Origin of the sequence: Hansschlegelia beijingensis (assembly GCF_014196425.1) — a bacterium.
Lineage (GTDB): Bacteria > Pseudomonadota > Alphaproteobacteria > Rhizobiales > Methylopilaceae > Methylopila > Methylopila beijingensis.
In genome coordinates this window covers 95,288-120,111 of record NZ_JACIDR010000006.1, presented here as the reverse complement: position 1 = coordinate 120,111, position 24,824 = coordinate 95,288, and the positions used below count along the sequence as shown (strand labels likewise).

The following is a 24,824-nucleotide window of genomic DNA, read 5'->3' as shown; positions in this document are numbered from 1 at the left end:
CGGACGTCGGGCGCGGACGCGCCGCCGTCGAGCGCTATGGTGGAGGGGTGCTGAGTTACGGACAATCCGTAGTGTCACGGAGGCGGAGCGATGCAAGGATGCGCCCGGGCGGCCATCGCGGCGGCCCTGATCTGCTGCGGAGGATCGGCGATGAGCATGCCCGCCCTGCCGGAAGCGTCCGATCTCGCCGGCCAGTGGACCATCGCCGAGGGCTCGCGCACGTGCCGGCTGACGCTGACCACGCGTCCGGCCGGGCGCGATCATGCGGTGGAGGCCGATCGGGCGTGCCTGGAGCAGCTTGGGCTCGGCGCGGTCGTCGCATGGCGGCCGGCGAGCGACGGGATCGGCCTCGCCGCCGCCGGAGGCCGAACGATCGCGTTCCTGTCCCGGCGTCCGGACGGAGCGCACGCGCTCAGCCGACCGGGCCGCGCGGACCTCGTGCTCAGGCGGGGCTGAAAAAATACTCCGTCGCGCAGGGGCTCTGCGCGCTTGAAGCGGCGCGAAAACCGCTCCATCTTCATCTACGCCAAAGGGTGTAGATGGAGGAGAGATGTCCTACACGGTCATTTCGCAGGCTGAGCCGTCGCCGGTCGCCACTGTCGTTCCCACAGTCATTGAAGCGCTGAGCCTCGCGCGCGAACTCGGGCGGCAGGCGGAGGATCGCATCACGATCGCGACCGACTCCGGCTGGATGCTGTCCCTGGACGAGCTGGAAGAGCTCGCGAGGAACTGAAGCCCGCGCCGGCCTCGCTGCGGCGAGGCCGGCGTTTCGTTTACTGCGGCGCTTTGGCGCCCAGCTTGCCGGTGAGAAACTGAGCCTCTCCGTCGCCGAACGACCAGTCGGCGTCGGTGTTGGTCACGAAATTGACCATCACGTCGCTCGCCGCCATCCCGCAATCCTTCTCCAGCGCTTCGCACAGGAGCCGATAGAAGGCCTGCTTCTGCTCCACGGGTCTGGGCCGCGTCGTCACCGAGACGATGATGACCTTCTCGGTGCGCTGAATGCCGAGCCCGGTGTCCTCGATGCGAACCCGGCTCGGCTTGTGTTCCTGCACGATCTGGTAGCGGTCGCGTTCCGGGACCTTGAACGCCTCGAGCATCGCGCGGTGCGCGGCGTCCAGAAGGGTCTCGATCTCGGCGTCCGTGCGGCCTTCGATGAGGTCAAAGCGTAGAAGCGGCATGTCTTGCTGTCTCCGTCGCGCCGCCGGCCGGCGGCGCGGTCTCAGGATATGCGACTTTTGAGAGCCGCGTGTGGCCGCGCTCGCCGCGACCGTAAAGCCCTCGATCAGCGGATCTGGTCGACGTCCCGAACCGCGCCCTTAGCGGCGCTGGTGGTGAAGGCCGCGTAGGCCCGGAGCGCCGAGGAGACCTTGCGCTCGCGGGCCGCGGGCTTCCACGCGCCCGCTCCCTTTGCCTCCTCGGCCGCCCGCCGCGCGGCGACCACCTCCGGAGCGACCGCAAGCCGGATCGACCTGTTGGGAATGTCGATCTCGATCAGATCGCCGTCCTGCACCAGCGCGATCAGTCCGCCCTCCGCGGCTTCCGGCGAGACGTGACCGATCGAAAGGCCCGAGGAGCCGCCCGAGAAGCGGCCGTCCGTGACGAGCGCGCAAGCCTTCCCGAGGCCCTTCGATTTCAGGTAGCTCGTCGGATAGAGCATCTCCTGCATGCCGGGCCCGCCGCGGGGGCCTTCGTATCGGATGACCACCACCTCGCCCGGCTTGACCTTGCCGGTCAGGATGCCGCTGACCGCGTCGTCCTGACTCTCGAACACCTTTGCGGGGCCCGAGAAGGTGAGGATCGACTCGTCGACGCCGGCGGTCTTCACGATGCAGCCGTCTTCGGCGAGGTCGCCCTTGAGGACCGCGAGGCCGCCGTCCTGCGAGAAGGCGTGCTCGGCGCTGCGGATGACGCCGCCTTGGCGGTCGAGATCGAGCTCCTCCCAGCGCCGCGACTGGCTGAACGCGGTCTGCGTCGGCACGCCGCCCGGGGCCGCGCGATAGAAGGTCTTCACCGCCTCGCTGTGGCTCACCGCCACGTCCCAGCGCTCCAGCGCCTCGCCGAGCGTGGCGCTGTGAATGGTCGGCAGATCGAGATTGAGCAGGCCCGCGCGCGCGAGTTCTCCGAGGATGCCCATGACGCCGCCGGCGCGATGGACGTCCTCCATGTGCACGTCGGACTTCGCCGGCGCGACCTTGCAGAGCACCGGAACGCGGCGCGACAGGCGGTCGATGTCCTGCATCGTGAAGGGCACCTCCGCCTCATGCGCGGCGGCGAGCAGATGCAGCACGGTGTTGGTGGAGCCGCCCATCGCGATGTCGAGGCTCATCGCGTTCTCGAAGGCGGTGAAGCTCGCCACCGAGCGCGGCAGCACGGAAGCGTCGTCGCCTTCATAGTAGCGGCGGGCGAGATCGACGATCAGATGGCCGGCCTCGACGAAGAGCCGCTCGCGATCCGCGTGGGTCGCGAGGGTCGAGCCGTTGCCCGGCAGCGAGAGGCCGAGCGCTTCCGTCAGGCAGTTCATCGAATTGGCGGTGAACATGCCCGAGCAGGAGCCGCAGGTCGGGCAGGCGGAGCGTTCGATGATCTCGACGTCCTCGGCCGCGACGCGGTCGTCGGCCGCCGCCACCATGGCGTCGACCAGGTCGAGCGCGACATCCTTGCCCCGCAGGACGACCTTGCCGGCCTCCATCGGGCCGCCGGAGACGAACACCGCGGGGATGTTGAGGCGGAGCGCCGCCATCAGCATGCCGGGGGTGATCTTGTCGCAATTTGAGATGCAGACCATGGCGTCCGCGCAATGCGCGTTGACCATGTATTCGACGCTGTCGGCGATCAGTTCGCGCGAGGGCAGGCTGTAGAGCATGCCGTCGTGGCCCATCGCGATGCCGTCATCGACGGCGATCGTGTTGAACTCCTTGGCGACGCCGCCGGCCTTCTCGATCTCGCGCGCGACCAGCTGTCCGAGGTCCTTGAGGTGGACGTGCCCCGGCACGAACTGCGTGAAGGAGTTCACCACCGCGATGATCGGCTTGCCGAAGTCGCTGTCCTTCATCCCCGTCGCGCGCCAGAGGCCGCGCGCGCCGGCCATGTTGCGGCCGTGCGTCGTGGTGCGGGAGCGATAGGCGGGCATTTCACTTCCCCTGGCGATTGTCTTCGCTCACGGCGGGCGCGTCAGCCGCGCCGCGAGACCTCAGAAGGGCGTTGTTCCGGTGACCTGCAGGTGAGCCCGCGCGCCCGCTGTGTCAATCGCGCTCTCGGCGCATCAGGCGCCCGAAAACTCGGCCCAGCAGTAGGGCGTCTCGAAGACCTTGACCGCGCTGAGCTGCGGCAGCGCGGGCTTCGACCTTTCCCAGATCCACATCGCGATGTGCTCGGCGGTCGGATTCGCAAGGCCCGGAACCTCGTTCAGCGTGTGGTGGTCAAGCTGCTCGCGCAGCGGCCCGAACGCGGCCTCGACGTCGAAGAAATCCACCACGAAGCCGGTCGCGGGATCGACCTCTCCCTCGAGCGTCAGCTCCACGCGGTAGGAGTGGCCATGCATCCGATGGCAGCGATGCGTCGCAGGCACGTTCGGCAGGCGGTGCGCGGCCTCGAAGGTGAACGCCTGGGTGATCTTCATGGCAGTCCTGCGATCTTGTGCGTCTGGAGGCCGAGCCGCCAAGGCGGGTTCGCCAGACAGTAGGCGGCGGCCGCCGCCATGTTCTCGGCCCGGCGGGGCCCGTCCATCGGCTGCAGCCAGAAATGCCGGAAGGGCAGGGCTTCGAAGGCGGCGGGGTCGACGCCCTCCTGCGGGTAGACGAGCTTCAGCTCGTCGCCGTGCCTGAGCTGGAGCGCGGCGTCCGCCTTCGGGCTGACGCAGATCCAGTCCAGTCCGGCGGGCGGCTCGAGCGTGCCGTTGGTCTCGACCGCGCTCTCGAAGCCGCGGGCGCGAACGGCCGCAAGCAGCGCGGCGTCCAGCTGGAGCAGGGGCTCGCCGCCGGTGAACACCACATATCGGCCGGTCGAAGAGGGGCCCCAGGCGGCCTCGATGGCTTCCGCGAGTTCGGTCGCGCCGGCGAATCGTCCGCCGCCTTCGCCGTCCATCCCAACGAAGTCGGTGTCGCAGAACCGGCAGACCGCCGTGGCGCGGTCAGCTTCGCGGCCGGACCAGAGATTGCAGCCGGCGAAGCGGCAGAACACTGCGGCGCGGCCCGCCTGGGCGCCTTCGCCCTGGAGGGTCTTGAAGATCTCTTTGACGGCGTAGCTCACCGCGCGCTCCGCTGATCCGGCGACGAATGATCTTCGGGGCTCCGACCGCAGGCGAGGCCCGGGTTCGCGCCAGCCCCCGCGTGTCGCGGATGGCTCGCACCTTGCGAGAAAAAGCGCGCGGTGCGCGGATCGACCGGAGGAAGTGGCTGGGGGACGTGGATTCGAACCACGACTAACGGAGTCAGAGTCCGCTGTTCTACCGTTAAACTATCCCCCAGCAGGGGAGTGCGACCGCCTCCGTCCAGTCGAGGCGGGGCGACCGCGAGCGAGGCCGTAAGGGCCGTCCGCAACGCGCTCCCTCTAGCGGGTTCGGATCGCCGGAGCAAGAGGCGCCGCGCGGCCCGCACGTCGATGCGGCTCATCCGTCTTGTAGCCGCGAAACCTTAAGCTCCGGTTCCACCCGCTGCGCCCTGCCGGCCCGGAAGCTTCTGTGTCGCGGACGTCTGCTGCTAAACCGGGCCGGCGCGTTCCGCGCAGCAGGCAGGGGGGTTCACCCGTTGAGGGCAGCAGGAGGGTGGGGCCGGATCCGGCCGGGAGAGCGCGGGGCGTCGGCGGCGCAAGGCGAATCGTCGCGGTTGGGGCTGCTCACGCTGAGGCTCGTGGCAGGAGCGATCGCCCTGTGCCTCGCCGCCTGCGCTTCGCGGCCGGACGCGCGCGTGCTCGACCCGGTATCGGCCGTAGGGGGAGCGAAGCAGGTCACGGTCTATGTCGCCACCACGCGAGAGCCTGCTCCCGGCGGCGGCGCGGCGTTCACCGACGGCCGCTCGCGCCAGCTTCATTATGCGCGCTACGTGATTTCGATCCCGCCGACGCACAAGCCGGGCGCCATCGAGTGGCCGAAGTCGAAGCCTGACGCGACCAAGGAGTTCGTGACGGTCTCGGCGACGCCGCTGACCGAAACGGAGTTCCTCGCCCAGACCAGGGCCGCCGCAGCGAGGTCGCGCGGCCCACGGGCGGGAATCGGCGTCTTCGTGCACGGCTACAACTACACCTTCCAGGAGTCGCTCTTCCGGCTGGCGCAGATGGACGCCGACGCGGATGTGGGCGGCGCGGCCGTGCTGTTCGCCTGGCCGTCCCGAGGCTCGCTCGCGAGCTATGTGGCGGACAAGGAGTCGGTGACGTATTCGCGCGACGGCCTCGCGCATGTCATCGAGGCGCTGACGACTCAACCCGGGGCGGGGAACGTCACCCTGCTCGGCCACAGCATGGGCGGCTGGCTCACGGTGGAGGCCATCCGGCAGCTGAGGCTCGAAGGGCGCGACCGTGCGGTCGCCGGGCTCGGCGACGTCATCCTCGCGGCCCCGGACATCGACATCGACGTCTTCCGTCAGCAGCTCCTGGTGGTGGGCAGGCTGTCGCCGCCGATCACCCTGCTGGTCTCAAAGGACGACCGGGCGCTGTCCGCCTCTCGCTTCCTGGCGGGCGATCGCGACCGGGTGGGGGCGCTCGATATCCAGGACCCGCAGGTTCAGGCGGTGGCGCGGAGCGAAAACCTGCGCGTCGTCGACATCTCGCAGTTGCAATCCGAAAACGGCACCAATCACGACCGCTACGCCGCGCTCGCCACGATCTACCCGCAGCTGCAGTCGCAGCTCAAGGCCGGCTCGGGCAACGCCGCGCAGCAGGCCGGGATCTTCGTTCTCGACGCGGCCGCCGCGACGCTGCAGACGCCGTTCCGGGCGGCCGGCGCGATCCTAGGACAGCGCTGAGGCCGGGCCACGAAACGAAAAGGGCCGGCGTGAGCCGGCCCTTCCGTATCGAGGCGCGGAGAGCGCCCTATGGCGTGACCGCCGCCGCGGGCGCCTGGATCACCATCTCGGTGAACGGCGGCACATAGGCCTGCGCCATCACCAGGAGGCCCATCAGGACCGCAAGCGCGATGGAGTGGAAGAACACGTAGCGCAGGATGTCGCCCTCGTGGCCGTACCAGCGCGTCGCCGTGGAGGCGACGACGATCGACTGCGCATCGATCATCTTGCCCATCACGCCGCCCGACGAGTTTGACGCGGCCATCAGCGTCGGCGAGAGGCCGAGCTGCTCCGCCGTGATCTTCTGCAGCGAGCCGAACAGCACGTTCGACGAGGTGTCGGAGCCGGTGAGCGCGACGCCGAGCCAGCCGAGCAGCACGCCGAAGAACGGGTAGAACACCCCGGTCTGCGAGAAGGCCAGCCCCAAGGTCGCGTCGACGCCCGAGTAGCGGGTGACGAAGCCCAGCGCGAGCATCGCCGAAATCGTCAGCAGCGAGTAGCGGACGAGATAGAGCGTGCGGCCGTAGACCCGGAGCATGCCGAGCGGCGAGAAGCCCATCACGAAGCCGGCGATGATCGCCGACACCAGAATGCCGCTGCCCGTCGCCGACAGCCAGTTCAGGCTGAAGACGGCGGCCTCGGCCTTGGCCGCGGGGACCACCGGTGGGACGCGCTGGATCAGCTGGTCGACATGCGCGACCGGGAACTTCACGAGCGCCAGGCTGTCGAGGAACGCCTTCACCTGCGGGATGCCCCAGCAGACCACGATGACGGAGAGGATCAGCCACGGCAGCCAGGCGCGCAGCACGTCGCCGCTCGAATGCTTGTCGAAGACGTGCGCGCCGGCGCCGCCGGCGGTGGGCGCGGCGCCTTCCGCCGAGGTCCAGATCTCGCGCGGCCGCCAGACCTTCAGGAACATCGCCAGGCACGCGATCGACACGACCGAGGCGATGACGTCGACGAGCCACGGGCCGTGGTAGTTCGAGACCACGAACTGCGGGATGGCGAAGCTGACGCCGGCGATCAGGATCGCGGGGAAGATCTGGATCATCCCGCGGAAGCCCGCGAAGGCCACGATCAGCCAGAACGGCACCAGCACGGAGAAGAAGGGCAGTTGGCGCCCGATCATCGCCGACAGGTCGAGCAGCGGCAGGCCCGTGACGGCCGCGAGCGCGATGACCGGGGTGCCGAGCGCGCCATAGGCGACGGGCGCGGTGTTGGCGATCAGCGACAGGCCGGAGGCGGCGAGCGGAGAGAAGCCGAGGCCGATGAGGATCGCGCCCGTGACGGCGACCGGGGTGCCGAAGCCGCCCGCGCCCTCGAAGAACGCGCCGAAGCAGAAGGCGATCAGCAGGAGTTGCAGCCGCCGATCATCCGTGATGCCGGCGATCGAGTCCTGCAGGACCTTGAAATAACCCTTCTCGAGAGTGAGTTGGTAAAGGAAGATGATGTTGAGGATGATCCATCCGATGGGCAGAAGCCCGAACGCGGCCCCGTAGAGCGCCGTCATGCCGGCTTTTTCGGCGGGCATCCCCTGGCCGAAGATCGCGATGATCAGCGCCGCGGCCAGCCCCAGCAGCGCCGCGACATGAGCCTTCAGGCTGAAAAGCCCTATGCCTGCCAGCAGCACCACGACCGGAATGGCGGCGACGAGGGTCGAAATGACCGCGTTGCCGAATGGATCATAAACTTGTTGCCACATTGGCGGTCCCCCGCGCTTTTTTGTGAGGGCCGGACCTGCGCCCCGGCCTTTGGTGTGACCTCGAATCCCCGCAACCTGAGAACGCGGGCCGTTTGCCCTGCGCCTTTCTGAGCGGAGGATCAACACTTTTGCGCGAGCGGAGTTGCCTTGCGACTGAGCCGTTCGCTGTTACAATTCCGCCTGAATTGTTCACACGCGCGTACTCGCCTCGAGCTCACTGGAGCCGGGGCCGCGGCGCGAAGGATGCCGGCTATTGTCCCACTCCGCCGTAACGCTCGCCGCCCCGGGACTCACGTATCCCGTGGGGCGCGGAGCGGCGGCCTCGGCTCGCGCCGACACTCCCGTCCGCCCGCAACCCACGACTTATGCGGCGCTCGATCTCGGAACCAACAACTGCCGCTTACTGGTCGCCCGGCCGGATCGGGACGGCGGCTTCCGAGTCGTGGATTCGTTCTCCCGCATCGTCCGTCTCGGCGAAGGGCTCGCGCATAGCGGCCGCCTCTCGGAGGGCGCCATCTCGCGCGCGGTGTCGGCGCTTGCGGTGTGTCGGGACAAGATGGAGGCGCGCGGCGTCTCGCGCTCGCGCCTGATCGCGACCGAGGCCTGCCGGCAGGCCGACAATGGCGAGGCGTTTCTCGACCGCGTGCGCGCCGAGACTGGCCTGGAGCTCGAGATCATCGACCGCGCCACCGAGGCGCGGCTCGCCGCCGCCGGCTGCGCCTCGCTCGCTGACCCGGCGGCCGGCGGGGTGATCCTGTTCGACATCGGCGGCGGCTCGTCGGAGGTCGTCTGGCTCGATCGCCGGCGCGGCGGGGGGCCCGGGCACCTCGCGATGCGCGCCTGGGTCTCGCTCCCGGTGGGGGTGGTGACGCTCGCCGAGCGCTATGGCGGCGTGAAGGTCTCGACCCAGGTGTTCGAGGACATGGTGGGCGAGGTCGAGCGGCTGCTCGAGGCTTTCCCGGAGCGCGAGACCCTGAGCGCCTCCCTGAGCGACATCCACCTGCTGGGCACGTCCGGGACCGTGACGACGATCGCCGGCGTTCATCTTGGCTTGCCGCGCTACGAGCGCAGGCTGGTCGACGGGCAGTGGATGGCGTCGACGGACGTCACGCGGGTCGTCGAGTCGCTGCGCGAGATGTCCTACGACCAGCGCTGCCAGAACCCGTGCATCGGCCCCGACCGGGCCGACCTCGTGCTCGCCGGCTGCGCGGTGCTGGAGGCCATACGGCGCGCCTTCCCGGTGGCGCGGCTGCGGGTCGCCGACCGCGGGCTTCGCGAGGGCATCCTGGTCGAGATGATGCGGGCGGACGGCGCCTGGCGCCGTCGCGGCGCGCGCCGCCGAGGACGACGCGGTTGAGCGCGCGGTCGCGAGGAGGCGGCGGGAGCGACAAGGCCTCGGGCGGCGCGGGGCGCAGCCTCGAGGTTCGGGTCCGCACCGCCAGGAAGCGCAGCCACGCCTCGACGCTCTGGCTGAGCCGCCAGCTCAACGATCCCTACGTCCAGGCCGCGCGACGCGAGGGCTACCGTTCGCGCGCGGCCTTCAAGCTGATCGAGATCGACGACAAGCATCACTTCCTGAAGCCCGGCCAGAAGGTGGTGGATCTCGGCGCGGCGCCGGGCGGCTGGAGCCAGATCGCCGCGCAGCGGATCGGCGCCACCGAGGGCAAGGGCTCGATCGTCGCGATCGACCTGCTGGAGATGGAGCCCGTCCCGGGCGCGGACTTCATGGTCCTCGACTTTCTGGACGACGACGCTCCCGAACTCCTGAAGCAGCGGCTCGGCGGCAAGGCGGACGTCGTGCTGTCGGACATGGCCGCGAACACTGTCGGCCATCAGCGGACCGACCACCTGCGCATCATGGCGCTGGTGGAGGCGGCCGCGCAGTTCGCCGCCGAGGTGCTGGCCCCCGGCGGCGCGTTCCTGGCGAAAGTCTTCCAGGGCGGCGCCCAGACCGAGCTGCTGGCGGAGCTCAAGCGCGACTACGCCAAGGTCATTCACGTCAAGCCGCCGTCGAGCCGCAAGGACTCGTCCGAGCTCTATGTGCTGGCGACCGGCTTCCGCGGCCGCCAGGCTCCGCCCGAGGCTACTTGATCGACGCGCAGGCGACCCGGTCGCCGGCCTTGCCGATCGGCTGGGAGATCTGGTCATCCTCGTTCGCGTGGATGATCAGGGCGCTGCCGTCCTGGTCCTTCAGCTCGTCGATCTTCACCAGAGAGGTGAAGAGGTTGACCTGCGCGGAGCCGTCCTGCGCCACGACGAGGTTCGGCAGGTCGCCGGGCTCGGGGCCGTTAGGGTTGAGCAGGCCGTGCTTGCCCTCGGCGTGGCCGACATGCGAGCCGGACTTCTTGTACTGGCCGACGTCGGAGCAATCGCCGCTCTGATGGAAGTGCAGGCCGTGGCGGCCGGGCGTCAGGCTGCCGCCAACGAGTTCGATGTCGATCAGCGTGCCCTGCGGGGCTCCGGTGAGTTTCACCTGACCGATCTTGGAGCCATCCTTCCCGAGGATGTCGTAACTGTCGGCTGCGAAGGCGGCGGCGGGAGCAAGGACGACGACGCACAGCGCAGCGGCGAGGCTTCGTTTCATGGCGATCTACTCCTCTGGCAGGAAGGGGCCTTCCCCTGGCGAGCCAATCACCTCATGCCGCCAGAGTTCCAGTCTGCGCTGATGATTTTGCCGCGTCGAGAGCCCGTGAAATGACAGCTATCGGCCCCTCCGCTCCGCCTCCTGCCACCCGGGAGGCGACGCTGCGCGAGGCCTTCGGCTGCGAGGGAGCCGGCCTCCATACCGGCCGCCACGCGCGCGTGCGCGTCAGTCCCGCCGCCCCGGGCCACGGACTGGTGTTCCGCCGGTTGCTCAAGGGCCAGGCGCACGACGTGCCGGCGCTCTGGCCGAACCAGCGCACCCGCCCGCTATGCACCGCGCTTCAGGTCGGGGAGGGGCCGCTCGTCCGGACGGTCGAGCATCTGCTGGCGGCGCTGTCCGGCGGCTCGATCGACAACGCCCTGATCGAGATCGAGGGCGAGGAGCTGCCGATCTTCGACGGCAGCGCGGCGCCCTGGTGCGCGCTGATCGCCAGGGCGGGACGGATCGAGCAGGATCGTCCCCGCCGCTACCTGCGCGTGGTCAAGCGCGTGGAGTACCGCAACGGCCGCCACAAGCAGTCGATCGACCCCGCGGGGACGTTCACCGTGAAGGGCTCCGTCACCCTGAAGGGGCTCGGCCAGCTGCGATGGAGCGGGCCGATCGACCCGGAGACCTTCGCCCGGGAGCTTGCGCCATCGCGCAGCTTCGGCCGCCTCAAATGGGCCCTGGCGGCGAAGCTGTTCGGCCGCTTCAGCCGCGAGCCGGTGCTGCGCGGCGCGAGCCTCTCGAACACCGCCGCGCTGTGGGGCGCCACGGCGGTCGGCGGACTGCGGATGCCGGACGAGCCGGTCCGCCACCGGGTGCTCGATCTGGTCGGCGACTATGCGCTGGCCGGCCGCCCGCTTCTGGGCAGGGTGACCGCCGTGATGCCCGGGCACGAGCACAACCACGCGATGGTCGCGATTCTGCTCGCGGACCGCACGGCCTGGCAGGAGGTCGAGATCGACGAGGGCGGCGAACCGAGACCGGTGGGCTGACGCCGGTCAGGCGCGCTCGCGCGCGGCGGTCACCGGATCCGGCTGGGGGCTGACATGGCCGGAGACCTCTTCGCCGGCGTCCGGAGCGAGCCGCGCGAACAGGAACACCGACGACGCCGAGATCAGGCCGATCATCAGGAACGCCACGGGGAAGTCCGAGGCGCGCAGCTCGACCCCGCCGCGATGGGCGAGCAGGCCTTCGAGCACGAGGGCGGCGATGCTGACCCCGAGCGACAGGGAAATCTGTTGGGCGACGCTTGCGAGGCTGGTCGCGCGGCTCATGCGGGCGGTGTCGATGTCGGCGTAGCCGAGCGCGTTCACGGCGGTGAACTGCAGCGACCGGAAGAACCCGCCGACCAGCAGGGCCACGAGGATGATGGCGACCGGCGTGGTGGCGGTGAACAGCGCCGGCGCCGTCATCAGCGCGGCGGCCACGACCGCATTGACCATCATGGTCGTGCGGAAGCCGAACCGCTGCAGGATGGGCTTGGCGGCCATCTTCATGAACAGCGCGCCGAGCGCGGACGCGAAGGTGAGCATGCCGGACTGGAAGGCGGTCATTCCGAAGCCGACCTGCAGCATCAGCGGCAGCAGGAACGGGGCGGCGCCGATGCCGACCCGGAACAGGGAGCCGCCCAGAATCGCCGCCCGGAAGGTGGGGATCGCGAACAGTCTCAGGTCGAGGATCGGGTGCTCCGCCCGCTGCGCGTGAAGCACATAGGCGCCGAACGCGACCACCCCGGCGCCGAGGATCGCGAACCCCGCCAGATGCGGCAGCGCCTCGAGGCCGATCGCGGTCGCGCCGGACACGATCGCCGCGAGGCCGAATCCCGAGAGGACGAAGCCGAGGGAGTCGAACGGCGTCCGCTCTTCGCCGCGCACGTCCGGGATGAACAGCGTCGCGAGCACGATGCCGAGCGCCGCGATCGGCAGGTTGATCCAGAAGATCCAGCGCCAGGAGAAGTAGGTGGTGATGAATCCCCCGACCGGCGGGCCGAGCACCGGGCCGATCAGCGCCGGTATGGTCAGCCAGGCGAGCGACCCGACCAGCTCCGACTTCGGCACTGTCCTGAGAATCACCAGCCGGCCGACCGGCACCATCATGGCCCCGCCGACGCCCTGCAGGACGCGCGCGCCGATCAGCTCCGGCATGGTGGAGGAGAAGCCCGCGAGCGCCGACCCGAGCGCGAAGGTCGCGATCGCGGCGCGGAACACCAGGCGCGCGCCAAGTCGGTCCGCGAGCCAGCCCGAGATCGGGATGAAGACCGCGAGGCTCAGCAGATAGGAGGTCAGCGCGAGCTTCAGGTCGATCGGGTTGATCTTGAGCTCGGCCGCGATCGCCGGCAGCGAGGTCGCCAGCACCGTGCTGTCCAGGTTCTCCATGAACAGCGCGCAGGCGACGATCAGGGGCACCAGGATGCGATTGGGAACAGCGGCGTTCGGGAAAGTAGGCATGAGCCTGCCGCATATAGGGGTCGCCCCCAGATCGCACACCGTCATTTGCGTCAGGGCAGGGCCGTGCTAAAGGTCCGCGCCACTTCCCCAACTCGCGCTGCGCCCTCGCAGACGCCTAGGGGCCGGACGCCGTCGGGCGGCTCCGGGCGCTCACGCGCACACCCGTTTCAGGAGGTTCGGCATGGAGAGGATCAACGGCGCACTCGGCAACGAGGCGTTAACCTTCGACGACGTCCTGCTCCGGCCGGGCCTCTCGGAGGTGATGCCCGGCGAGGCCGATCTCCGGTCGCGCGTGACGCGCACCATCTCGCTGAACATCCCGATCCTCTCCTCCGCCATGGACACGGTGACGGAGGCGCGCCTCGCCATCGCCATGGCCCAGGCCGGCGGCATCGGCGTCATCCACCGCAACCTCAGCCCCGAGCAGCAGGCCGCCGAGGTCCTCCAGGTCAAGAAGTTCGAGAGCGGCATGGTGGTGAACCCGGTCACCATCGCGCCGGACGCGACGCTCGCGGACGCGCTGGAGCTGATGAAGCGCTACCGCATCTCGGGCATCCCGGTGGTGCAGGGCGGCGCGCCCGGCCGCGCCGGCAAGCTCGTCGGGATCCTGACGAACCGCGACGTCCGCTTCGCGACCAATCCGCGCCAGCCGGTCTCCGAGCTGATGACGCGCGACAACCTCATCACGGTCTCCGAGGGCGTCAGCCAGGACGAGGCGAAGCGCCTGCTGCACAGCCACCGGATCGAGAAGCTGCTGGTGGTCAACGACGCCTATGAGTGCGTCGGCCTCGTCACGGTGAAGGACATCGAAAAGGCGGTCGCCAACCCCAACGCCAACAAGGACGGGCGGGGGCGGCTCCGGGTCGCGGCCGCGACGACCGTCGGCGACAAGGGTTTCGGGCGCGCCGAGGCGCTGATCGACGCCGGCTGCGACCTGGTGGTGGTCGACACCGCCCATGGTCATTCACAGCACGTGCTCGACGTCGTGGCGCGCATCAAGCGGCTGTCGAACGAGGTCCAGATCGTGGCCGGCAACGTCGCCACCGGAGAAGCGACGCGCGCGCTGATCGACGCCGGCGCGGACGCCGTGAAGGTCGGCATCGGTCCGGGCTCGATCTGCACCACCCGCATCGTCGCGGGCGTGGGCGTGCCGCAGCTCACCGCGATCATGGAGTCCGTGGAGGTCGCGAAGGCGGCCGACGTGCCGGTGATCGCCGACGGCGGCATCAAGTATTCCGGCGACCTCGCCAAGGCGATCGCCGCCGGCGCGGACGCCGCCATGGTGGGCTCGCTGCTCGCCGGCACCGACGAGAGCCCGGGCGAGGTCTACCTCTACCAGGGCCGCTCCTATAAGTCGTATCGCGGCATGGGCTCGGTCGGCGCGATGGCGCAGGGCTCGGCGGACCGCTACTTCCAGGCCGAGGTCAATGACAGCCTGAAGCTGGTGCCCGAGGGCATCGAGGGGCAGGTGCCCTACAAGGGTCCGGTCTCGGCGGTGCTGCACCAGCTCGCCGGCGGCCTCCGGGCCGCGATGGGCTATGTCGGCGCGGCGACGATCCAGGACCTTCACGAGAAGGCGCGCTTCGTGCGGATCTCGGGCGCTTCGCTGCGCGAGAGCCACGTTCACGACGTGACGATCACCCGCGAGAGCCCGAACTATCCGGGCATCGTCTGACATGGCGCCGGCGCGATGACCCTTCCCGCCGTCCTCGCGCCGGTTTTCGTTCAGGTCGCGCTGATCTTCTTCGTGCTGTTCCGGATGGGGTTCGCCCGCTGGACGGCGGTCCGCGACGGGCAGGTGGAGGTGCGCGGAGAGTCGCCGCGCAACTATGGCTGGCCCCGCAAAGCGCAGGCCGCCGCGGACAACTTCCAGAACCAGTTCGAGCTGCCGACGCTGTTCTTCGCGCTGGTCCCGCTCGCGATCCTGACCCACAAGGCCGACCTGCTGTTTGTGCTGCTGGCGTGGGTCTTCGTCGTGCTGCGCTGGCTGCATGCGCTGGAGCACATGGGGCCGAACCGGCTGAAGCTGCGGTTTCCGTTCTACGCCGCCGGCGCGCTCGTGCTCCTCGTCATGTGGGCCGTCTTCGCCGCCCGTATCCTGCTCACGGTCTGAGGCCATGACCCCCGCAGCCCACGCGCTCGCCGCGATCGAGGTCCTGACCGAGATCGAGAACCGCAGATCGCCCGCCGCCGGCGCCCTCAAGGCGTGGGGCGCGGCGCATCGCTTCGCGGGATCGGGCGACCGCGCCCGGATCGCCAGCATCGTCTATGACGCGCTGCGCTCCCGCGCCTCGATCGCCTGGCGCATGGGAGAGGCGACGCCGCGCGCCCTGGTTCTCGGCGCGCTTGTCTTCGTGCGGCATGCGGATGTCGACGCGCTTGCGGCCGCCTTCGCCGCGAGCCCGCATGCGCCCGCGCCGGTGACCGAGGCCGAGCGCGCCGCCATCGCCGCCGCCTCTCTCGACGGGGCGCCGGACCATGTGCGCGGCGACTATCCGGAATGGCTGGACGCCTCGCTCGCGCGCGTGTTCGGCGAGGCGCGGGCGGAGGAGGGGGCGGCGCTCGCCGCCCGCGCGCCGCTCGACCTGCGGGTGAACGCCCTGAAGGGCGACCGCGACAAGGCCCTCGAGGCGCTCGCGCATCTGAAGGCCGAACCCACCCCGCTGTCGCCCTTCGGCGTCCGGATCCCGCTCACGGACGATGGCCGCGGTCCTCCGGTCCAGGCCGAGCCGGCCCATCTGAAGGGTCTGGTCGAGGTGCAGGACGAGGGGTCGCAGATCGCGGCGCTGCTGTGCGCGGCTGCGCCGGGCGAGCAGGTCATCGATCTTTGCGCCGGCGCCGGCGGCAAGACGCTGGCGCTGGCCGCGGGGATGCGCAATCGCGGCCAGCTCTACGCGCACGATTCGGACATCCGGCGGCTCGCGCCGCTGCATGACCGCGCGACGCGCGCAGGCGTGAAGAACCTTCAGATCAGGTCGCCCCGCGGCGCGGCCGACGTCATGGAGGACCTCGAGGCGCGCGCCGATCTGGTGCTGGTCGACGCGCCCTGCACCGGCGCCGGCACCTGGCGGCGCAACCCCGACGCCAAATGGCGCATGCGCCCCAGCGCGCTCGACGTCCGGATCTCCGAGCAGGACGCCGCTCTCGATGACGGCGCGCGGCTGGTGAAGCCGGGCGGACGGCTCGTCTATGTGACCTGCTCGCTGCTGGCGGAAGAGAATGAGGACCGCATCGCGGCCTTTCTCGGCCGTCGTCCGGAGTTCGCCGCCGTCCCGGCCGCGGAGGCCGCCGTGGCCGCGGGCCTGCCCGATCTCGCCCGCTTCGCGCTTCCGTCAGGCGGGTCGATCCTGCTCAGCCCGCGTCGCTCCGGCACCGACGGCTTTTTTATCGCCGTGCTGAGGCGCACTTGACCGCCGGGCCGCCCGGGCCATTTCGGCAATGGGTGGCGCAAGGCGGCGAGGCAGATGCGGGCGATCAGCGGAATTCTTCAGATCATCGGCCTGCTGGTCATCCTCGTGGCCGGCTACTGGGTCTGGTACGCGAACTGGGGGCCGAATCCGAACGACCGGATCGGAACCTCGATCGCGCCGTTGCTGCCTTCCCCCTTCCGGGACTGGGGCTGCGGCAAGCTGAACCAGCGTTTCACGACCGAGTCGCCGGCGGTCTGCAGCCCGCCCGCCGCCGGGACCCCGGCGCCGACGACGCCGGGCGGTTCGGAGGAAGGCGGCGGCCGCCTCTAGCGGCGCCCGGCGTTTTTTCACTGCGGCTCCGCCGTTTGCGGCGTTGCGGCGCCGAGGCTGTTCGGAGTACGGACAGGCCATGACCGCCGCCAACGCCCACGACCGCATTCTCATCATCGATTTCGGGTCGCAGGTGACCCAGCTGATCGCCCGCCGCGTTCGCGAGGCGGGCGTCTACTGCGAGATCGTCCCCTTCAATCTCGCCGAGGAGGCCTTCAGGACCTTCGGCGCCAAGGGCGTGATCCTGTCCGGCGGCCCGGCCTCGGTGGCGGAGATCGGCACCCCGCGCGCTCCCCAGGCGGTGTTCGAATCCGGCGTGCCGGTGCTCGGCATCTGCTACGGCCAGATGACGATGGCCGAGCAACTCGGCGGAACGGTCGAGAGCGGGCACCATCGCGAGTTCGGTCGCGCCGACCTGCACGTGGTGGCGCCGTCGCAGCTCTTCACGGGCGTCTGGGAGGACAAGAGCCGCAATCAGGTGTGGATGAGCCATGGCGACCGCATCACGCGGATGCCGCCCGGCTTCCGCATCGTCGGCGTGTCCGAGAACGCGCCGTTCGCGGCGATCGCCGACGAGACCCGGCGCTACTACGGCCTGATGTTCCATCCCGAGGTCGTGCACACGCCGGAAGGCGGCAAGCTGCTGACCAATTTCGTGCGCCAGATCTGCGGCTGCTCCGGCGACTGGTCGATGGCGGCGTATCGCGAGGAGGCGATCGCCAAGATCCGCGGCCAGGTCGGCGACGGGCGGGTGATCTGCGGCCTGTCGGGCGGCGTCGATTCGGCGGTGGCGGCCGTGCTGATCCATGAGGCCATCGGCGACCAGCTCACCTGCGTGTTCGTCGACCACGGTCTGATGCGCAAGGACGAGGCGCGCCAGGTCGTCGACCTGTTCCGCGGCCACTACAACATCCCGCTGGTGCATGTGGACGCGAGCGACATGTTCCTCGCCGCGTTGCAGGGGGTCGAGGACCCCGAGGCCAAGCGCAAGGTCATCGGGCGGCTGTTCATCGACGTGTTCGACGACGAGGCGCAGAAGGTCGGCGGCGCCGACTTCCTCGCGCAGGGCACGCTCTATCCCGACGTCATCGAAAGCGTGTCCTTCTCGGGCGGCCCCTCCGTCACGATCAAGTCGCACCATAATGTCGGCGGGCTGCCCGAACGCATGAACATGAAGCTCGTCGAGCCGCTGCGCGAGCTGTTCAAGGACGAGGTGCGCGCGCTTGGCCGCGAGCTCGGCCTGCCGGAGGCCTTCGTGGGCCGCCATCCGTTCCCGGGCCCCGGTCTGGCGATCCGCTGCCCGGGCGAGGTGACGCGCGAAAAGCTCGACGTGCTGCGCCAGGCGGACGCCATCTATCTCGACGAGATCCGCAAGGCCGGCCTCTATGACGCCATCTGGCAGGCCTTCGCGGTCCTGCTCCCGGTCCGCACCGTCGGGGTGATGGGCGACGGCCGCACCTATGAGAACGTGCTGGCGCTGCGCGCCGTGACCTCCGTCGACGGCATGACGGCCGACTTCTATCCCTTCGACATGAACTTCCTCGGCCGCGCCGCCACCCGCATCATCAACGAGGTGAGGGGCGTCAACCGCGTCGTCTACGACGTGACCTCGAAGCCCCCCGGCACGATCGAGTGGGAGTGAGGCCGCAGGGCCTCTTCATCGGGACTGCGGGGTGGGCCATTCCGTCCCGGCACGCTGCGGCGGCGCCGGGCGACGGAAGCCATCTCGAGCGTTACTCCCGCGTGTTTGGCGCGGTCGAGATCAATTCGTCCTTCCACCGCTCCCATCAGCGCAAGACCTACGAGCGCTGGGCGGACGAGACGCCGGAGGGCTTCCGCTTCGCGGCCAAGGTCCCGAAGGCGATCACGCATGAGCGGTCGCTCGCCGGCTGTGGTCCGCTGATCGACGCTTTCGCGAACGAGGTCGGCGGCGTGGGCGGCAAGCTCGCCGCCGTGCTGGTGCAACAGCCGGCCTCCGCAGCGCCGGACCTGGCGGTCGCGGAGCGCTTCTTCGAGGACCTGCGCGCCGCGGTCGACGCCGCCATCGCGTTCGAGCCGCGCCATCCGGCGTGGTTCACGGCGGAGGCCGACGCCTGGCTGGCCGAGCGGCGGATCGCGCGCGTCGCGGCTGATCCGGCGCGCGCGCCGGGGGCGGCGGAGCCGGGCGGCTGGCCGGAGCTCCGGTATTATCGCTGGCATGGCTCGCCGCGGATCTATTACTCGGATTACGACGAGGCCGCGCTCGCCGCTCTCAAGCGCCGCGCCGACGCCGACCGCGCCGCGGGGGCGACGGTGTGGTGCGTCTTCGACAACACCGCGTCGGGCGCTGCGCTTGGCGACGCGCTCGCGCTTGCCAGGCTCTGAAGATGATCACGCTCTACGGCATCCGGAACTGCGACACGATGAAGAAGGCGCGCGCCTGGCTCGACGGCCACGGCGTCGCTTACGCGTTCCACGACTACAAGGCGGCCGGCGTCGATCGGGAGCGCCTCGCGGGCTGGGTGGCGGCTGCGGGGTGGGAGACGCTGCTCAACCGGGCCGGCACGACCTTCCGCAAGCTCCCCGAGGCGGAGCGCCAAGAACTGGATGAGGCGCGGGCGATCGAGCTGATGATCGCGCAGCCCTCCATGATCAAGCGACCGGTGCTGGAGGCGCAGGGCCGCCTGCTGGTCGGCTTCAAGCCTTCTGAGTACGAGGCGGCGTTCGGCTGACGAACTCCGAATGGCCCCGACCGGATCAGCGAGGCGCTCAAGTCCTGAGGGCGCCGGAGCTCGCGGCGTCATGCATAGGCGGCTGAGGAACGACTACGGGCCGTGGGCGTTCGCGTCACGATGGTCGGAACGCTGATGCGCCGACCGCGCGTTTCAGTTGGAAGGATTCGCCATGCTTTGGGCTCTCGCCATCATCCTGCTCATCCTGTGGGCAGGCGGTTTTCTGGTCTTTCACGTCGCGAGCGGGCTCATCCACCTCTTGCTGGTGATCGCGGTCATCGTCGTGCTCGTGCGGCTGTTCACCGGCCGGCGCGCCATCTAGCGCTCTGAAGGGGAAGGGGCGTCCCGGGCCGACCTTACGGATGCGGGAGAGCGCTTCGGCGCCCGTCACCGCCCCGCCACAAAACGCCCGAAGCCCTGCGCCCGGAGGGCGCAGGCCGGGCACTCGCCGCAGCCATAGCCCCAGTCGTGGCGCTCGCCGCGTTCGCCGAGATAGCAGGTGTGGCTCTCCTCCACGATGAGCGCGACCAGCCCCTCGCCGCCGAGCTGTTGCGCCAGCCGCCACGTCTCCGCCTTGTCGAGCCACATCAGCGGCGTCTCCAGCACGAAGCGGCTGTCCATGCCGAGGTTCAGCGCGACCTGCAGCGCCTTGATCGCGTCGTCGCGGCAGTCGGGGTAACCGGAGAAATCCGTCTCGCACATGCCGCCGACGATCCGGCGCAGCCCGCGACGGTAGGCGAGGGCGGCGGCGAAGGTCAGAAAGACGATGTTGCGGCCCGGAACGAAGGTGTTGGGCAGGCCGCTCGACTCCATCCCGATCGCCACGTCGCGCGTGAGCGCCGTGTCTGAAAGAGCGCCCAGGGCGTCGAGCTGGATGGTGTGGTCGTCGCCGAGGCGCGCGTCCCACGTCGGGTTCAGTTTCCGCAGGCCGTCCCGGATGCGCCCGCGCTGCGAGAGCTCGACAACGTGGCGCTGGCCGTAATCGAAGCCGACCGTCTCGACGCGTTCATGGCGGTCGAGGGCCCAGGCGAGGCACGTCGCGGAATCCTGCCCGCCCGAGAACAGCACCAGCGCGGCGCGATCGTTGGTCACTTTTGGAACGTCCAGTCGCAGCGGGCGCTGATCTTCAGCGCGTGATCACGATCTTCGTGTTCCGCATTCCGTGCTGCCGCACAAGTCGATAGAAGGCCGCCGCGTTCGCGGTGCGCAGCCTGACGCAGCCATGGCTTGCGGGCCGTCCAAGCGAGCGAACGTATTGCGTTCCATGGATCGCATAGCCGCCGCGGAAGAAGACCGCGTAGGGCATCGGCGACATGTCGTATTTGCGCGAGTGCCACATGCGCTCCGTCCGGATCGGCCGGAACGAGCCGCGCGGCGTGACGTAGCCGCGCCGCGCGGTCGAGACGGGCCAGTCATAGACCGGAACGCCGTTGACCGAGACCGCCATGCGCTGTTGCGAAAGGCTGATCACCGCCAGCGTGCTGGCGAAAGCCTTGGTGGGAAAGGCCGCCCATCCGCAGAGGACGGCGACGAGAAGCAACGCCACTCTCACAGCAGTTCTCCTGCGGTCCGTTTCCGCGCGGCCGCAGGTCAACTGTGGCGGGATCGTGGCGAAGAGTCGAATCGCAAGGCCGCGATGGCGCCGCCGGAGCGTCGCGGCTAGTCTGGGGGCCGTCGAAGGGGGGCGGGCATGCTGGTTCTGGTCGCGGGGCTTCTGATCTTCTTCGGCGTTCACCTGTCGACGCGCGCGCGCGACAACCGGGCCCGTCTGATCGCGCGGTTCGGCGAGGGTCCCTACAAGGTCGCCTATTCGGCGATATCGACGCTGGCGCTCGTCCTGATCGTCCTGGGCTGGCGTTCGGCGCCCTTCATCGAGATCTGGTCGCCGCCGGGCTGGACGCGCCACGCCACCATCACGCTGATGTTGCCGGCCTTCATCCTGCTGGCGGCCGCTTATCTGCCGGGTCACATCCGCGCGAAGGCCAAGCACCCGATGCTCGCCGCCCTGAAGCTCTGGGCGGCGGCGCATCTCGTGTCCAACGGCGACCTCGCCAGCATCATCCTGTTCGGCTCGTTCCTCGCCTATGGGGTCGTCGACCGCATCATGCTCAAGCGCGCCGGACGCGGCGAGGTCCGCGCGCCGCAGAAGGCGAGCTGGGGCGCCGACGTCATGGCGGTGGTCATCGGCACGGCGGCCTATCTGCTGTTCGGGATCTACCTCCACCCGCTCCTCATCGGAGTGCCGGCGATCAGGGTCTAGACCGCGCCCAAACCGTTTGCGGGCGCGGAGTCGCGTCGCTATGGTGCCGCCGCACCCGCGAGGGGGCGCCGCAGGACGAGCGACTGGACCGAATGGCCGATATTTTCACCGAAGTTCAGGAGGACCTCCGCCGGGAGCGTCTGAAGCAGCTGTGGGACCGTTACGGCGTCCTGCTGATCGCGCTCGCGCTTCTGGTGGTGATCGGCGTCGGCGCCTGGCGGGGCTACGAGTATTACCAGGCGCGCGAGGCCGAGCAGGCCGGCGATCGCTATGAGGCCGCCTCGAGGCTCGCCCAGGACGGCAAGAGCGACGAGGCCCGCGCGGCCTTCGCGGCGCTCGCCGCCGACGGGCCGGCCGGCTACGCGGTGCTGTCGAAGCTCCGCGAGGCGGACGAGGTCGCGAAGTCCGATCAGGCGGGCGCGCTGAAGCTGTACGAGGAAGTTGCGAACGGCGCCGGCGACGAGATGCTGCGCGACGCCGCGCGCATCCGCGGCGCCTATATCGCGGCCGACATCGGCACGCTCGACGACGTCCGCCGGCTTGCGGAACGGCTCGCCGCCGGCGGCCCTTGGAGCGCGCTGGCGCGGGAAGCCATGGGCCTGGCGGCGTACAAGGCCGGCGACAACGCCGAAGCCCGGCGTCAGTTCGAGGCGGTGGTCTCGCAAGCCGACGCGCCGGCCTCCGTCCGCCAGCGGGCGGATCTTCTGCTGGCGGTTCTGCCGCCGGCCGAAGCTCAGCCCGGAAAGCCGGCCGATCCGGCGAAAACCACCGACTGATCTACATGCCGGCGTCGCCGGCGATCTCTGGGGGCCTTTCCGTGAACGACCGTCGCATGACAAAGTATCTCCGCTTGGCTTTGGCGTTGTCCGTCGTCGGCACGCTCGCGGGTTGCGACACGCTGTCGGGCATGAACCCGTTCGCCGAGAAGAAGACCCCGCTGGCGGGCGAGCGGCGTCCGGTGCCGCAGGTCGCGCCGCCGCCGCCCGACACGGTTCCGCAGCCGCTTTCGGCCCTGCCGGACGCCGGTCTGATCAAGTTCGCCTGACCACCGCTGCACGGCCGGCCCCCGGCCTCCCGCGCGGTTCCGGCGCCGGGGAGGGCGCCCGCCTGTGACCGAAGCTGCTCCCCGCATCACCGTGGCGATCGTCGGCCGACCCAATGTCGGCAAGTCGACGCTGTTCAACCGTCTCGTCGGCAAGCGTCTGGCCCTCGTGGACGATCGCCCGGGCGTGACCCGCGATCGCCGCGAGGGCGAGGGGCGGCTGGGCGACCTCGTCTTCCGGATCGTCGACACCGCGGGGCTCGAGCATGCCGACCAGGGCTCGCTCGAGGGCCGCATGCGCGCCCAGACCGAGGCGGCGATCGCCGAGGCCGACGTCGTTCTGTTCATGATCGACGGCCGCGCCGGCCTCACCGCCGACGACGAGCGGTTCGCGGACCTTGTCCGGCGCTCGGAACGTCCCGTCATCCTGGTCGCGAACAAGGCCGAGGGCCGCGCCGGCATGGAGGGGGCTTACGAATCCTACTCGCTCGGCCTCGGCGATCCGATGCCGATTTCCGCCGAGCACGGCGAGGGCCTTGGCGACCTTTACGACGCGCTCGTCCCGTTCTTCCCGGAGCAGGACGATGACGAGGCCGAGGAGAGCGAGGAGGGCGCGCCGCTCCGGATAGCGATCGTCGGCCGCCCGAACGCCGGAAAGTCGACGCTCGTCAACCGGCTCGTGGGGTCCGAGCGGATGCTGACCGGTCCGGAAGCCGGCATCACCCGCGATTCCGTCTCCGTCGACTGGGAATGGCGCGGCCGGCGCGTGCGCCTCGTGGACACCGCCGGGCTTCGCAAGAAGGCGCGCATCGTCGACAAGCTCGAGAAGCTGTCGGTCGCGGACGCGATCCGCTCGATCAAGTTCGCCGAGGTGGTGGTCCTTCTGCTCGACGCCGCCACCCCCTTCGAGAAGCAGGACCTCTCGATCGCCGACCTCGTCGCGCGCGAGGGCAGGGCGCTGGTGTTCGGACTCAACAAGTGGGACCTGGTTGACGATCGCGGACCCGCCCTCGCGCGGGCGCGGGAGGCGCTCGATCGCCTGCTGCCGCAGGTCAAGGGCGCCCTGATCGCGCCGCTGTCCGCCGAAACCGGCGAGGGCGTGGACCGCCTGATGGCGGCGGTCGTCAAGACTCACGAGGTCTGGAACAGGCGCATCTCGACGGCCGCGCTCAATCGCTGGCTGGAAGCGACGCTGGAGCGTCATCCGCCGCCCGCCGTCGCGGGCAAGCGGATCAAGCTGCGCTATGGCACGCAGGCGAAGGCGCGCCCGCCGTCCTTCGTGCTGTTCGGCACCCGGACGAACGAACTGCCCGAGTCCTATGTGCGCTATCTGGTGAACGGGCTGCGGGAGACGTTCGACCTGCCGGGGGTCCCGATCCGGCTCAGCTTCCGGACGCCGGAGAACCCCTACGACAAGAAGTGAGCTCTCCGCGGTCTATTCGGGGCCGCGGAAGCTCTTCAGGGTGTCGCTCGGGAAATCATAGAGCCTGGCGGTCTCGGTCCATTCCGGGCGGCAAAGCTCAAGGATCTTCGGCGCGAGGTCGGCGGGCTTTCTGAGCGTCGCCTGATCCTCGCCGGGCATCGCGCGAGCCCGCATCGCGGTCGCGAGCGGCCCGGGATTGACCAGATTCACGCGCACCGGCGTGTGGTTGATCGTCTCGGCCGCATAGGAGCGCGCGAGCGCCTCGAGTCCCGCCTTGGTCACCGCGTAGGGACCCCAATAGGCGCGGTCGTTGTGAGCCGCGCCGGACGTCAGGAACACGACGCGCCCGGCGTCGGAAGCCCTCAGAAGCGGGTCGAGCGAACGGATCAGCCGCCAGTTGGCCGTCAGGTTGACCGCGATCGCGCGATCCCAGTCCTTCGGGTCGACATGGCCCAGCGGGGAGAGGGGGCCCAGCACCCCGGCGTTCCCGACCAGGATGTCGAGCTTGCCGAACCGCTCATAGAGGGCGCCGCCCAGCCGGTCGATCGCGTCAAAGTCCGTAAGGTCGAACGGCGCGAGCGTCGTCGAGCCGCCATCCGCCTTGATGGCGTCGTCGAGCTCCTCGAGCCCGCCCTGCGTGCGTCCGGTGGCCACGACGTGAGCGCCGGCGCGGCCGAGCGCCAGCGCGGTGGCGAACCCGATGCCGCGCGTGGCGCCGGTGACGACCGCGACGCGGCCGGACAGGGGTTTTTCAGACGACATCGGAGAATCCTGCGGGCGCCGGGACCGCAAGCTTTCGTCCCGGCCTTGGAGCCGGAACCCAATAGCGCAACGACCAGAGGATTAGTACCTGCGGCGGGCGCACATTTCT

Annotated in this window: 28 protein-coding genes and 1 tRNA gene; 18 read left to right on the top strand and 11 right to left on the bottom strand. The window is 69.8% G+C overall.

The window, feature by feature from the left end; genetic code table 11:
* Nucleotides 1–150 precede the first annotated feature (150 nt).
* Complete coding sequence (locus tag GGR24_RS15830) at nucleotides 151–456, top strand: AprI/Inh family metalloprotease inhibitor (RefSeq protein WP_183396348.1); 306 nt, start codon at nucleotides 151–153, stop codon at nucleotides 454–456.
* A 94-nt stretch (nucleotides 457–550) separates the two neighbouring features.
* The gene (locus GGR24_RS15825; protein ID WP_183396347.1) at nucleotides 551–733 is read left to right on the top strand and encodes a hypothetical protein; all 183 of its coding nucleotides are present in this window, start codon (nucleotides 551–553) and stop codon (nucleotides 731–733) included.
* A gap of 40 nt (nucleotides 734–773) precedes the next feature.
* On the opposite strand, the gene GGR24_RS15820 is transcribed toward GGR24_RS15825, so the two are convergent.
* The 5 genes from GGR24_RS15820 to GGR24_RS15800 form a co-directional block, all read right to left on the bottom strand.
* Complete coding sequence (locus GGR24_RS15820) at nucleotides 774–1,181, bottom strand: tautomerase family protein (protein ID WP_183396346.1); 408 nt, start codon at nucleotides 1,179–1,181, stop codon at nucleotides 774–776.
* 104 nt (nucleotides 1,182–1,285) lie between these two features.
* Complete coding sequence (gene ilvD / locus GGR24_RS15815) at nucleotides 1,286–3,133, bottom strand: dihydroxy-acid dehydratase (RefSeq protein WP_183396345.1); 1,848 nt, start codon at nucleotides 3,131–3,133, stop codon at nucleotides 1,286–1,288.
* A gap of 132 nt (nucleotides 3,134–3,265) precedes the next feature.
* Nucleotides 3,266–3,622, bottom strand: a complete 357-nt coding sequence (queD, locus tag GGR24_RS15810) for a 6-carboxytetrahydropterin synthase QueD (protein ID WP_183396344.1) — start codon at nucleotides 3,620–3,622, stop codon at nucleotides 3,266–3,268.
* A complete protein-coding gene (gene queE, locus GGR24_RS15805; protein ID WP_183396343.1) occupies nucleotides 3,619–4,251 on the bottom strand; it encodes a 7-carboxy-7-deazaguanine synthase in 633 nt (210 codons plus the stop codon). Before queE ends, queD begins: the two co-directional genes overlap by 4 nt.
* A 143-nt stretch (nucleotides 4,252–4,394) precedes the next feature.
* A tRNA-Gln gene (locus GGR24_RS15800) sits at nucleotides 4,395–4,468 on the bottom strand.
* A gap of 358 nt (nucleotides 4,469–4,826) precedes the next feature.
* Here GGR24_RS15800 and GGR24_RS15795 point away from each other — a divergent pair.
* The gene (locus tag GGR24_RS15795; protein ID WP_246398556.1) at nucleotides 4,827–5,960 is read left to right on the top strand and encodes an alpha/beta hydrolase; all 1,134 of its coding nucleotides are present in this window, start codon (nucleotides 4,827–4,829) and stop codon (nucleotides 5,958–5,960) included.
* Between the two features lie 67 nt (nucleotides 5,961–6,027).
* On the opposite strand, the gene GGR24_RS15790 is transcribed toward GGR24_RS15795, so the two are convergent.
* The gene (locus GGR24_RS15790) at nucleotides 6,028–7,701 is read right to left on the bottom strand and encodes an L-lactate permease (RefSeq protein ID WP_183396342.1); all 1,674 of its coding nucleotides are present in this window, start codon (nucleotides 7,699–7,701) and stop codon (nucleotides 6,028–6,030) included.
* A gap of 253 nt (nucleotides 7,702–7,954) precedes the next feature.
* On the opposite strand from GGR24_RS15790, the gene GGR24_RS15785 reads away from it, so the two are divergent.
* The gene (locus GGR24_RS15785) at nucleotides 7,955–9,058 is read left to right on the top strand and encodes a Ppx/GppA phosphatase family protein (protein ID WP_183396341.1); all 1,104 of its coding nucleotides are present in this window, start codon (nucleotides 7,955–7,957) and stop codon (nucleotides 9,056–9,058) included.
* Complete coding sequence (locus GGR24_RS15780) at nucleotides 9,055–9,792, top strand: RlmE family RNA methyltransferase (protein ID WP_246398554.1); 738 nt, start codon at nucleotides 9,055–9,057, stop codon at nucleotides 9,790–9,792. The genes GGR24_RS15785 and GGR24_RS15780 overlap by 4 nt, the downstream gene beginning before the upstream one ends.
* Here GGR24_RS15780 and GGR24_RS15775 read toward each other — a convergent pair.
* Nucleotides 9,785–10,285 (bottom strand): superoxide dismutase family protein, encoded by a 501-nt coding sequence (locus tag GGR24_RS15775; protein WP_183396340.1) that lies wholly within the window; start codon nucleotides 10,283–10,285, stop codon nucleotides 9,785–9,787. The genes GGR24_RS15780 and GGR24_RS15775 overlap by 8 nt on opposite strands.
* Before the next feature lie 110 nt (nucleotides 10,286–10,395).
* Between GGR24_RS15775 and GGR24_RS15770 the strand changes: the two genes are divergently transcribed.
* The gene (locus tag GGR24_RS15770; RefSeq protein WP_183396339.1) at nucleotides 10,396–11,322 is read left to right on the top strand and encodes a UDP-3-O-acyl-N-acetylglucosamine deacetylase; all 927 of its coding nucleotides are present in this window, start codon (nucleotides 10,396–10,398) and stop codon (nucleotides 11,320–11,322) included.
* A gap of 6 nt (nucleotides 11,323–11,328) precedes the next feature.
* Here the strand turns inward: GGR24_RS15770 and GGR24_RS15765 are convergent, their stop codons facing one another.
* The gene (locus GGR24_RS15765) at nucleotides 11,329–12,777 is read right to left on the bottom strand and encodes an MFS transporter (protein WP_183396338.1); all 1,449 of its coding nucleotides are present in this window, start codon (nucleotides 12,775–12,777) and stop codon (nucleotides 11,329–11,331) included.
* Nucleotides 12,778–12,958: 181 nt separating this feature from the next.
* Here GGR24_RS15765 and guaB point away from each other — a divergent pair, with 181 nt between their 5' ends.
* The 8 genes from guaB (at nucleotide 12,959) to GGR24_RS15725 (ending at nucleotide 19,550) form a co-directional block, all read left to right on the top strand.
* Entirely contained in the window at nucleotides 12,959–14,452 is a 1,494-nt protein-coding gene (gene guaB, locus GGR24_RS15760; protein WP_183396337.1) for an IMP dehydrogenase, read from the top strand.
* Nucleotides 14,453–14,467: 15 nt separating this feature from the next.
* Complete coding sequence (locus GGR24_RS15755) at nucleotides 14,468–14,890, top strand: MAPEG family protein (protein WP_183396336.1); 423 nt, start codon at nucleotides 14,468–14,470, stop codon at nucleotides 14,888–14,890.
* Nucleotides 14,891–14,894: 4 nt separating this feature from the next.
* On the top strand, nucleotides 14,895–16,187 hold the full coding sequence (locus GGR24_RS15750; protein WP_183396335.1) for an RsmB/NOP family class I SAM-dependent RNA methyltransferase: 1,293 nt from the start codon (nucleotides 14,895–14,897) through the stop codon (nucleotides 16,185–16,187).
* A 54-nt stretch (nucleotides 16,188–16,241) separates the two neighbouring features.
* Entirely contained in the window at nucleotides 16,242–16,517 is a 276-nt protein-coding gene (locus GGR24_RS15745) for a hypothetical protein (RefSeq protein ID WP_183396334.1), read from the top strand.
* Nucleotides 16,518–16,596: 79 nt separating this feature from the next.
* Nucleotides 16,597–18,159, top strand: a complete 1,563-nt coding sequence (guaA, locus tag GGR24_RS15740; protein WP_183396333.1) for a glutamine-hydrolyzing GMP synthase — start codon at nucleotides 16,597–16,599, stop codon at nucleotides 18,157–18,159.
* Complete coding sequence (locus GGR24_RS15735; protein WP_183396332.1) at nucleotides 18,156–18,881, top strand: DUF72 domain-containing protein; 726 nt, start codon at nucleotides 18,156–18,158, stop codon at nucleotides 18,879–18,881. Before guaA ends, GGR24_RS15735 begins: the two co-directional genes overlap by 4 nt.
* 2 nt (nucleotides 18,882–18,883) lie before the next feature.
* A complete protein-coding gene (locus GGR24_RS15730; protein WP_183396331.1) occupies nucleotides 18,884–19,228 on the top strand; it encodes an ArsC family reductase in 345 nt (114 codons plus the stop codon).
* Between the two features lie 172 nt (nucleotides 19,229–19,400).
* Nucleotides 19,401–19,550: a lmo0937 family membrane protein gene (locus GGR24_RS15725; protein WP_183396330.1), complete on the top strand. Its 150-nt coding sequence runs from the start codon at nucleotides 19,401–19,403 to the stop codon at nucleotides 19,548–19,550.
* Between the two features lie 65 nt (nucleotides 19,551–19,615).
* Here GGR24_RS15725 and queC read toward each other — a convergent pair whose 3' ends face one another.
* Together queC and GGR24_RS15715 are read right to left on the bottom strand one after the other, a co-directional pair.
* On the bottom strand, nucleotides 19,616–20,320 hold the full coding sequence (gene queC, locus GGR24_RS15720) for a 7-cyano-7-deazaguanine synthase QueC (protein WP_343066276.1): 705 nt from the start codon (nucleotides 20,318–20,320) through the stop codon (nucleotides 19,616–19,618).
* 34 nt (nucleotides 20,321–20,354) lie between these two features.
* Nucleotides 20,355–20,780 (bottom strand): L,D-transpeptidase, encoded by a 426-nt coding sequence (locus GGR24_RS15715; RefSeq protein ID WP_428978235.1) that lies wholly within the window; start codon nucleotides 20,778–20,780, stop codon nucleotides 20,355–20,357.
* A 138-nt stretch (nucleotides 20,781–20,918) separates the two neighbouring features.
* Here GGR24_RS15715 and GGR24_RS15710 point away from each other — a divergent pair, with 138 nt between their 5' ends.
* The 4 genes from GGR24_RS15710 (at nucleotide 20,919) to der (ending at nucleotide 23,953) form a co-directional block, all read left to right on the top strand.
* Nucleotides 20,919–21,488, top strand: coding sequence for an NnrU family protein (locus GGR24_RS15710; RefSeq protein WP_183396328.1), 570 nt, complete (start codon nucleotides 20,919–20,921; stop codon nucleotides 21,486–21,488).
* Nucleotides 21,489–21,580: 92 nt separating this feature from the next.
* A complete protein-coding gene (locus GGR24_RS15705) occupies nucleotides 21,581–22,264 on the top strand; it encodes a tetratricopeptide repeat protein (protein ID WP_183396327.1) in 684 nt (227 codons plus the stop codon).
* Nucleotides 22,265–22,320: 56 nt separating this feature from the next.
* The gene (locus GGR24_RS15700; protein ID WP_183396326.1) at nucleotides 22,321–22,533 is read left to right on the top strand and encodes a hypothetical protein; all 213 of its coding nucleotides are present in this window, start codon (nucleotides 22,321–22,323) and stop codon (nucleotides 22,531–22,533) included.
* 64 nt (nucleotides 22,534–22,597) lie between these two features.
* A complete protein-coding gene (gene der / locus GGR24_RS15695; RefSeq protein ID WP_343066274.1) occupies nucleotides 22,598–23,953 on the top strand; it encodes a ribosome biogenesis GTPase Der in 1,356 nt (451 codons plus the stop codon).
* Between the two features lie 12 nt (nucleotides 23,954–23,965).
* Here der and GGR24_RS15690 read toward each other — a convergent pair whose 3' ends face one another.
* Nucleotides 23,966–24,715: an SDR family NAD(P)-dependent oxidoreductase gene (locus tag GGR24_RS15690; RefSeq protein ID WP_183396325.1), complete on the bottom strand. Its 750-nt coding sequence runs from the start codon at nucleotides 24,713–24,715 to the stop codon at nucleotides 23,966–23,968.
* Nucleotides 24,716–24,824 lie beyond the last annotated feature (109 nt).

What these genes read in the sequence shown, in the direction of transcription:
- GGR24_RS15830 (WP_183396348.1), top strand. Translation starts at nt 151, where the DNA reads ATGAGCATGCCCGCCCTGCCGGAAGCGTCCGATCTCGCCGGCCAGTGG.
- GGR24_RS15825 (WP_183396347.1), top strand. Translation starts at nt 551, where the DNA reads ATGTCCTACACGGTCATTTCGCAGGCTGAGCCGTCGCCGGTCGCCACT.
- GGR24_RS15820 (WP_183396346.1), bottom strand. Translation starts at nt 1,181, where the DNA reads ATGCCGCTTCTACGCTTTGACCTCATCGAAGGCCGCACGGACGCCGAG.
- ilvD (WP_183396345.1), bottom strand. Translation starts at nt 3,133, where the DNA reads ATGCCCGCCTATCGCTCCCGCACCACGACGCACGGCCGCAACATGGCC.
- queD (WP_183396344.1), bottom strand. Translation starts at nt 3,622, where the DNA reads ATGAAGATCACCCAGGCGTTCACCTTCGAGGCCGCGCACCGCCTGCCG.
- GGR24_RS15790 (WP_183396342.1), bottom strand. Translation starts at nt 7,701, where the DNA reads ATGTGGCAACAAGTTTATGATCCATTCGGCAACGCGGTCATTTCGACC.
- GGR24_RS15775 (WP_183396340.1), bottom strand. Translation starts at nt 10,285, where the DNA reads ATGAAACGAAGCCTCGCCGCTGCGCTGTGCGTCGTCGTCCTTGCTCCC.
- GGR24_RS15770 (WP_183396339.1), top strand. Translation starts at nt 10,396, where the DNA reads ATGACAGCTATCGGCCCCTCCGCTCCGCCTCCTGCCACCCGGGAGGCG.
- GGR24_RS15765 (WP_183396338.1), bottom strand. Translation starts at nt 12,777, where the DNA reads ATGCCTACTTTCCCGAACGCCGCTGTTCCCAATCGCATCCTGGTGCCC.
- guaB (WP_183396337.1), top strand. Translation starts at nt 12,959, where the DNA reads ATGGAGAGGATCAACGGCGCACTCGGCAACGAGGCGTTAACCTTCGAC.
- GGR24_RS15755 (WP_183396336.1), top strand. Translation starts at nt 14,468, where the DNA reads ATGACCCTTCCCGCCGTCCTCGCGCCGGTTTTCGTTCAGGTCGCGCTG.
- GGR24_RS15750 (WP_183396335.1), top strand. Translation starts at nt 14,895, where the DNA reads ATGACCCCCGCAGCCCACGCGCTCGCCGCGATCGAGGTCCTGACCGAG.
- GGR24_RS15745 (WP_183396334.1), top strand. Translation starts at nt 16,242, where the DNA reads ATGCGGGCGATCAGCGGAATTCTTCAGATCATCGGCCTGCTGGTCATC.
- guaA (WP_183396333.1), top strand. Translation starts at nt 16,597, where the DNA reads ATGACCGCCGCCAACGCCCACGACCGCATTCTCATCATCGATTTCGGG.
- GGR24_RS15730 (WP_183396331.1), top strand. Translation starts at nt 18,884, where the DNA reads ATGATCACGCTCTACGGCATCCGGAACTGCGACACGATGAAGAAGGCG.
- GGR24_RS15725 (WP_183396330.1), top strand. Translation starts at nt 19,401, where the DNA reads ATGCTTTGGGCTCTCGCCATCATCCTGCTCATCCTGTGGGCAGGCGGT.
- GGR24_RS15710 (WP_183396328.1), top strand. Translation starts at nt 20,919, where the DNA reads ATGCTGGTTCTGGTCGCGGGGCTTCTGATCTTCTTCGGCGTTCACCTG.
- GGR24_RS15705 (WP_183396327.1), top strand. Translation starts at nt 21,581, where the DNA reads ATGGCCGATATTTTCACCGAAGTTCAGGAGGACCTCCGCCGGGAGCGT.
- GGR24_RS15700 (WP_183396326.1), top strand. Translation starts at nt 22,321, where the DNA reads ATGACAAAGTATCTCCGCTTGGCTTTGGCGTTGTCCGTCGTCGGCACG.
- GGR24_RS15690 (WP_183396325.1), bottom strand. Translation starts at nt 24,715, where the DNA reads ATGTCGTCTGAAAAACCCCTGTCCGGCCGCGTCGCGGTCGTCACCGGC.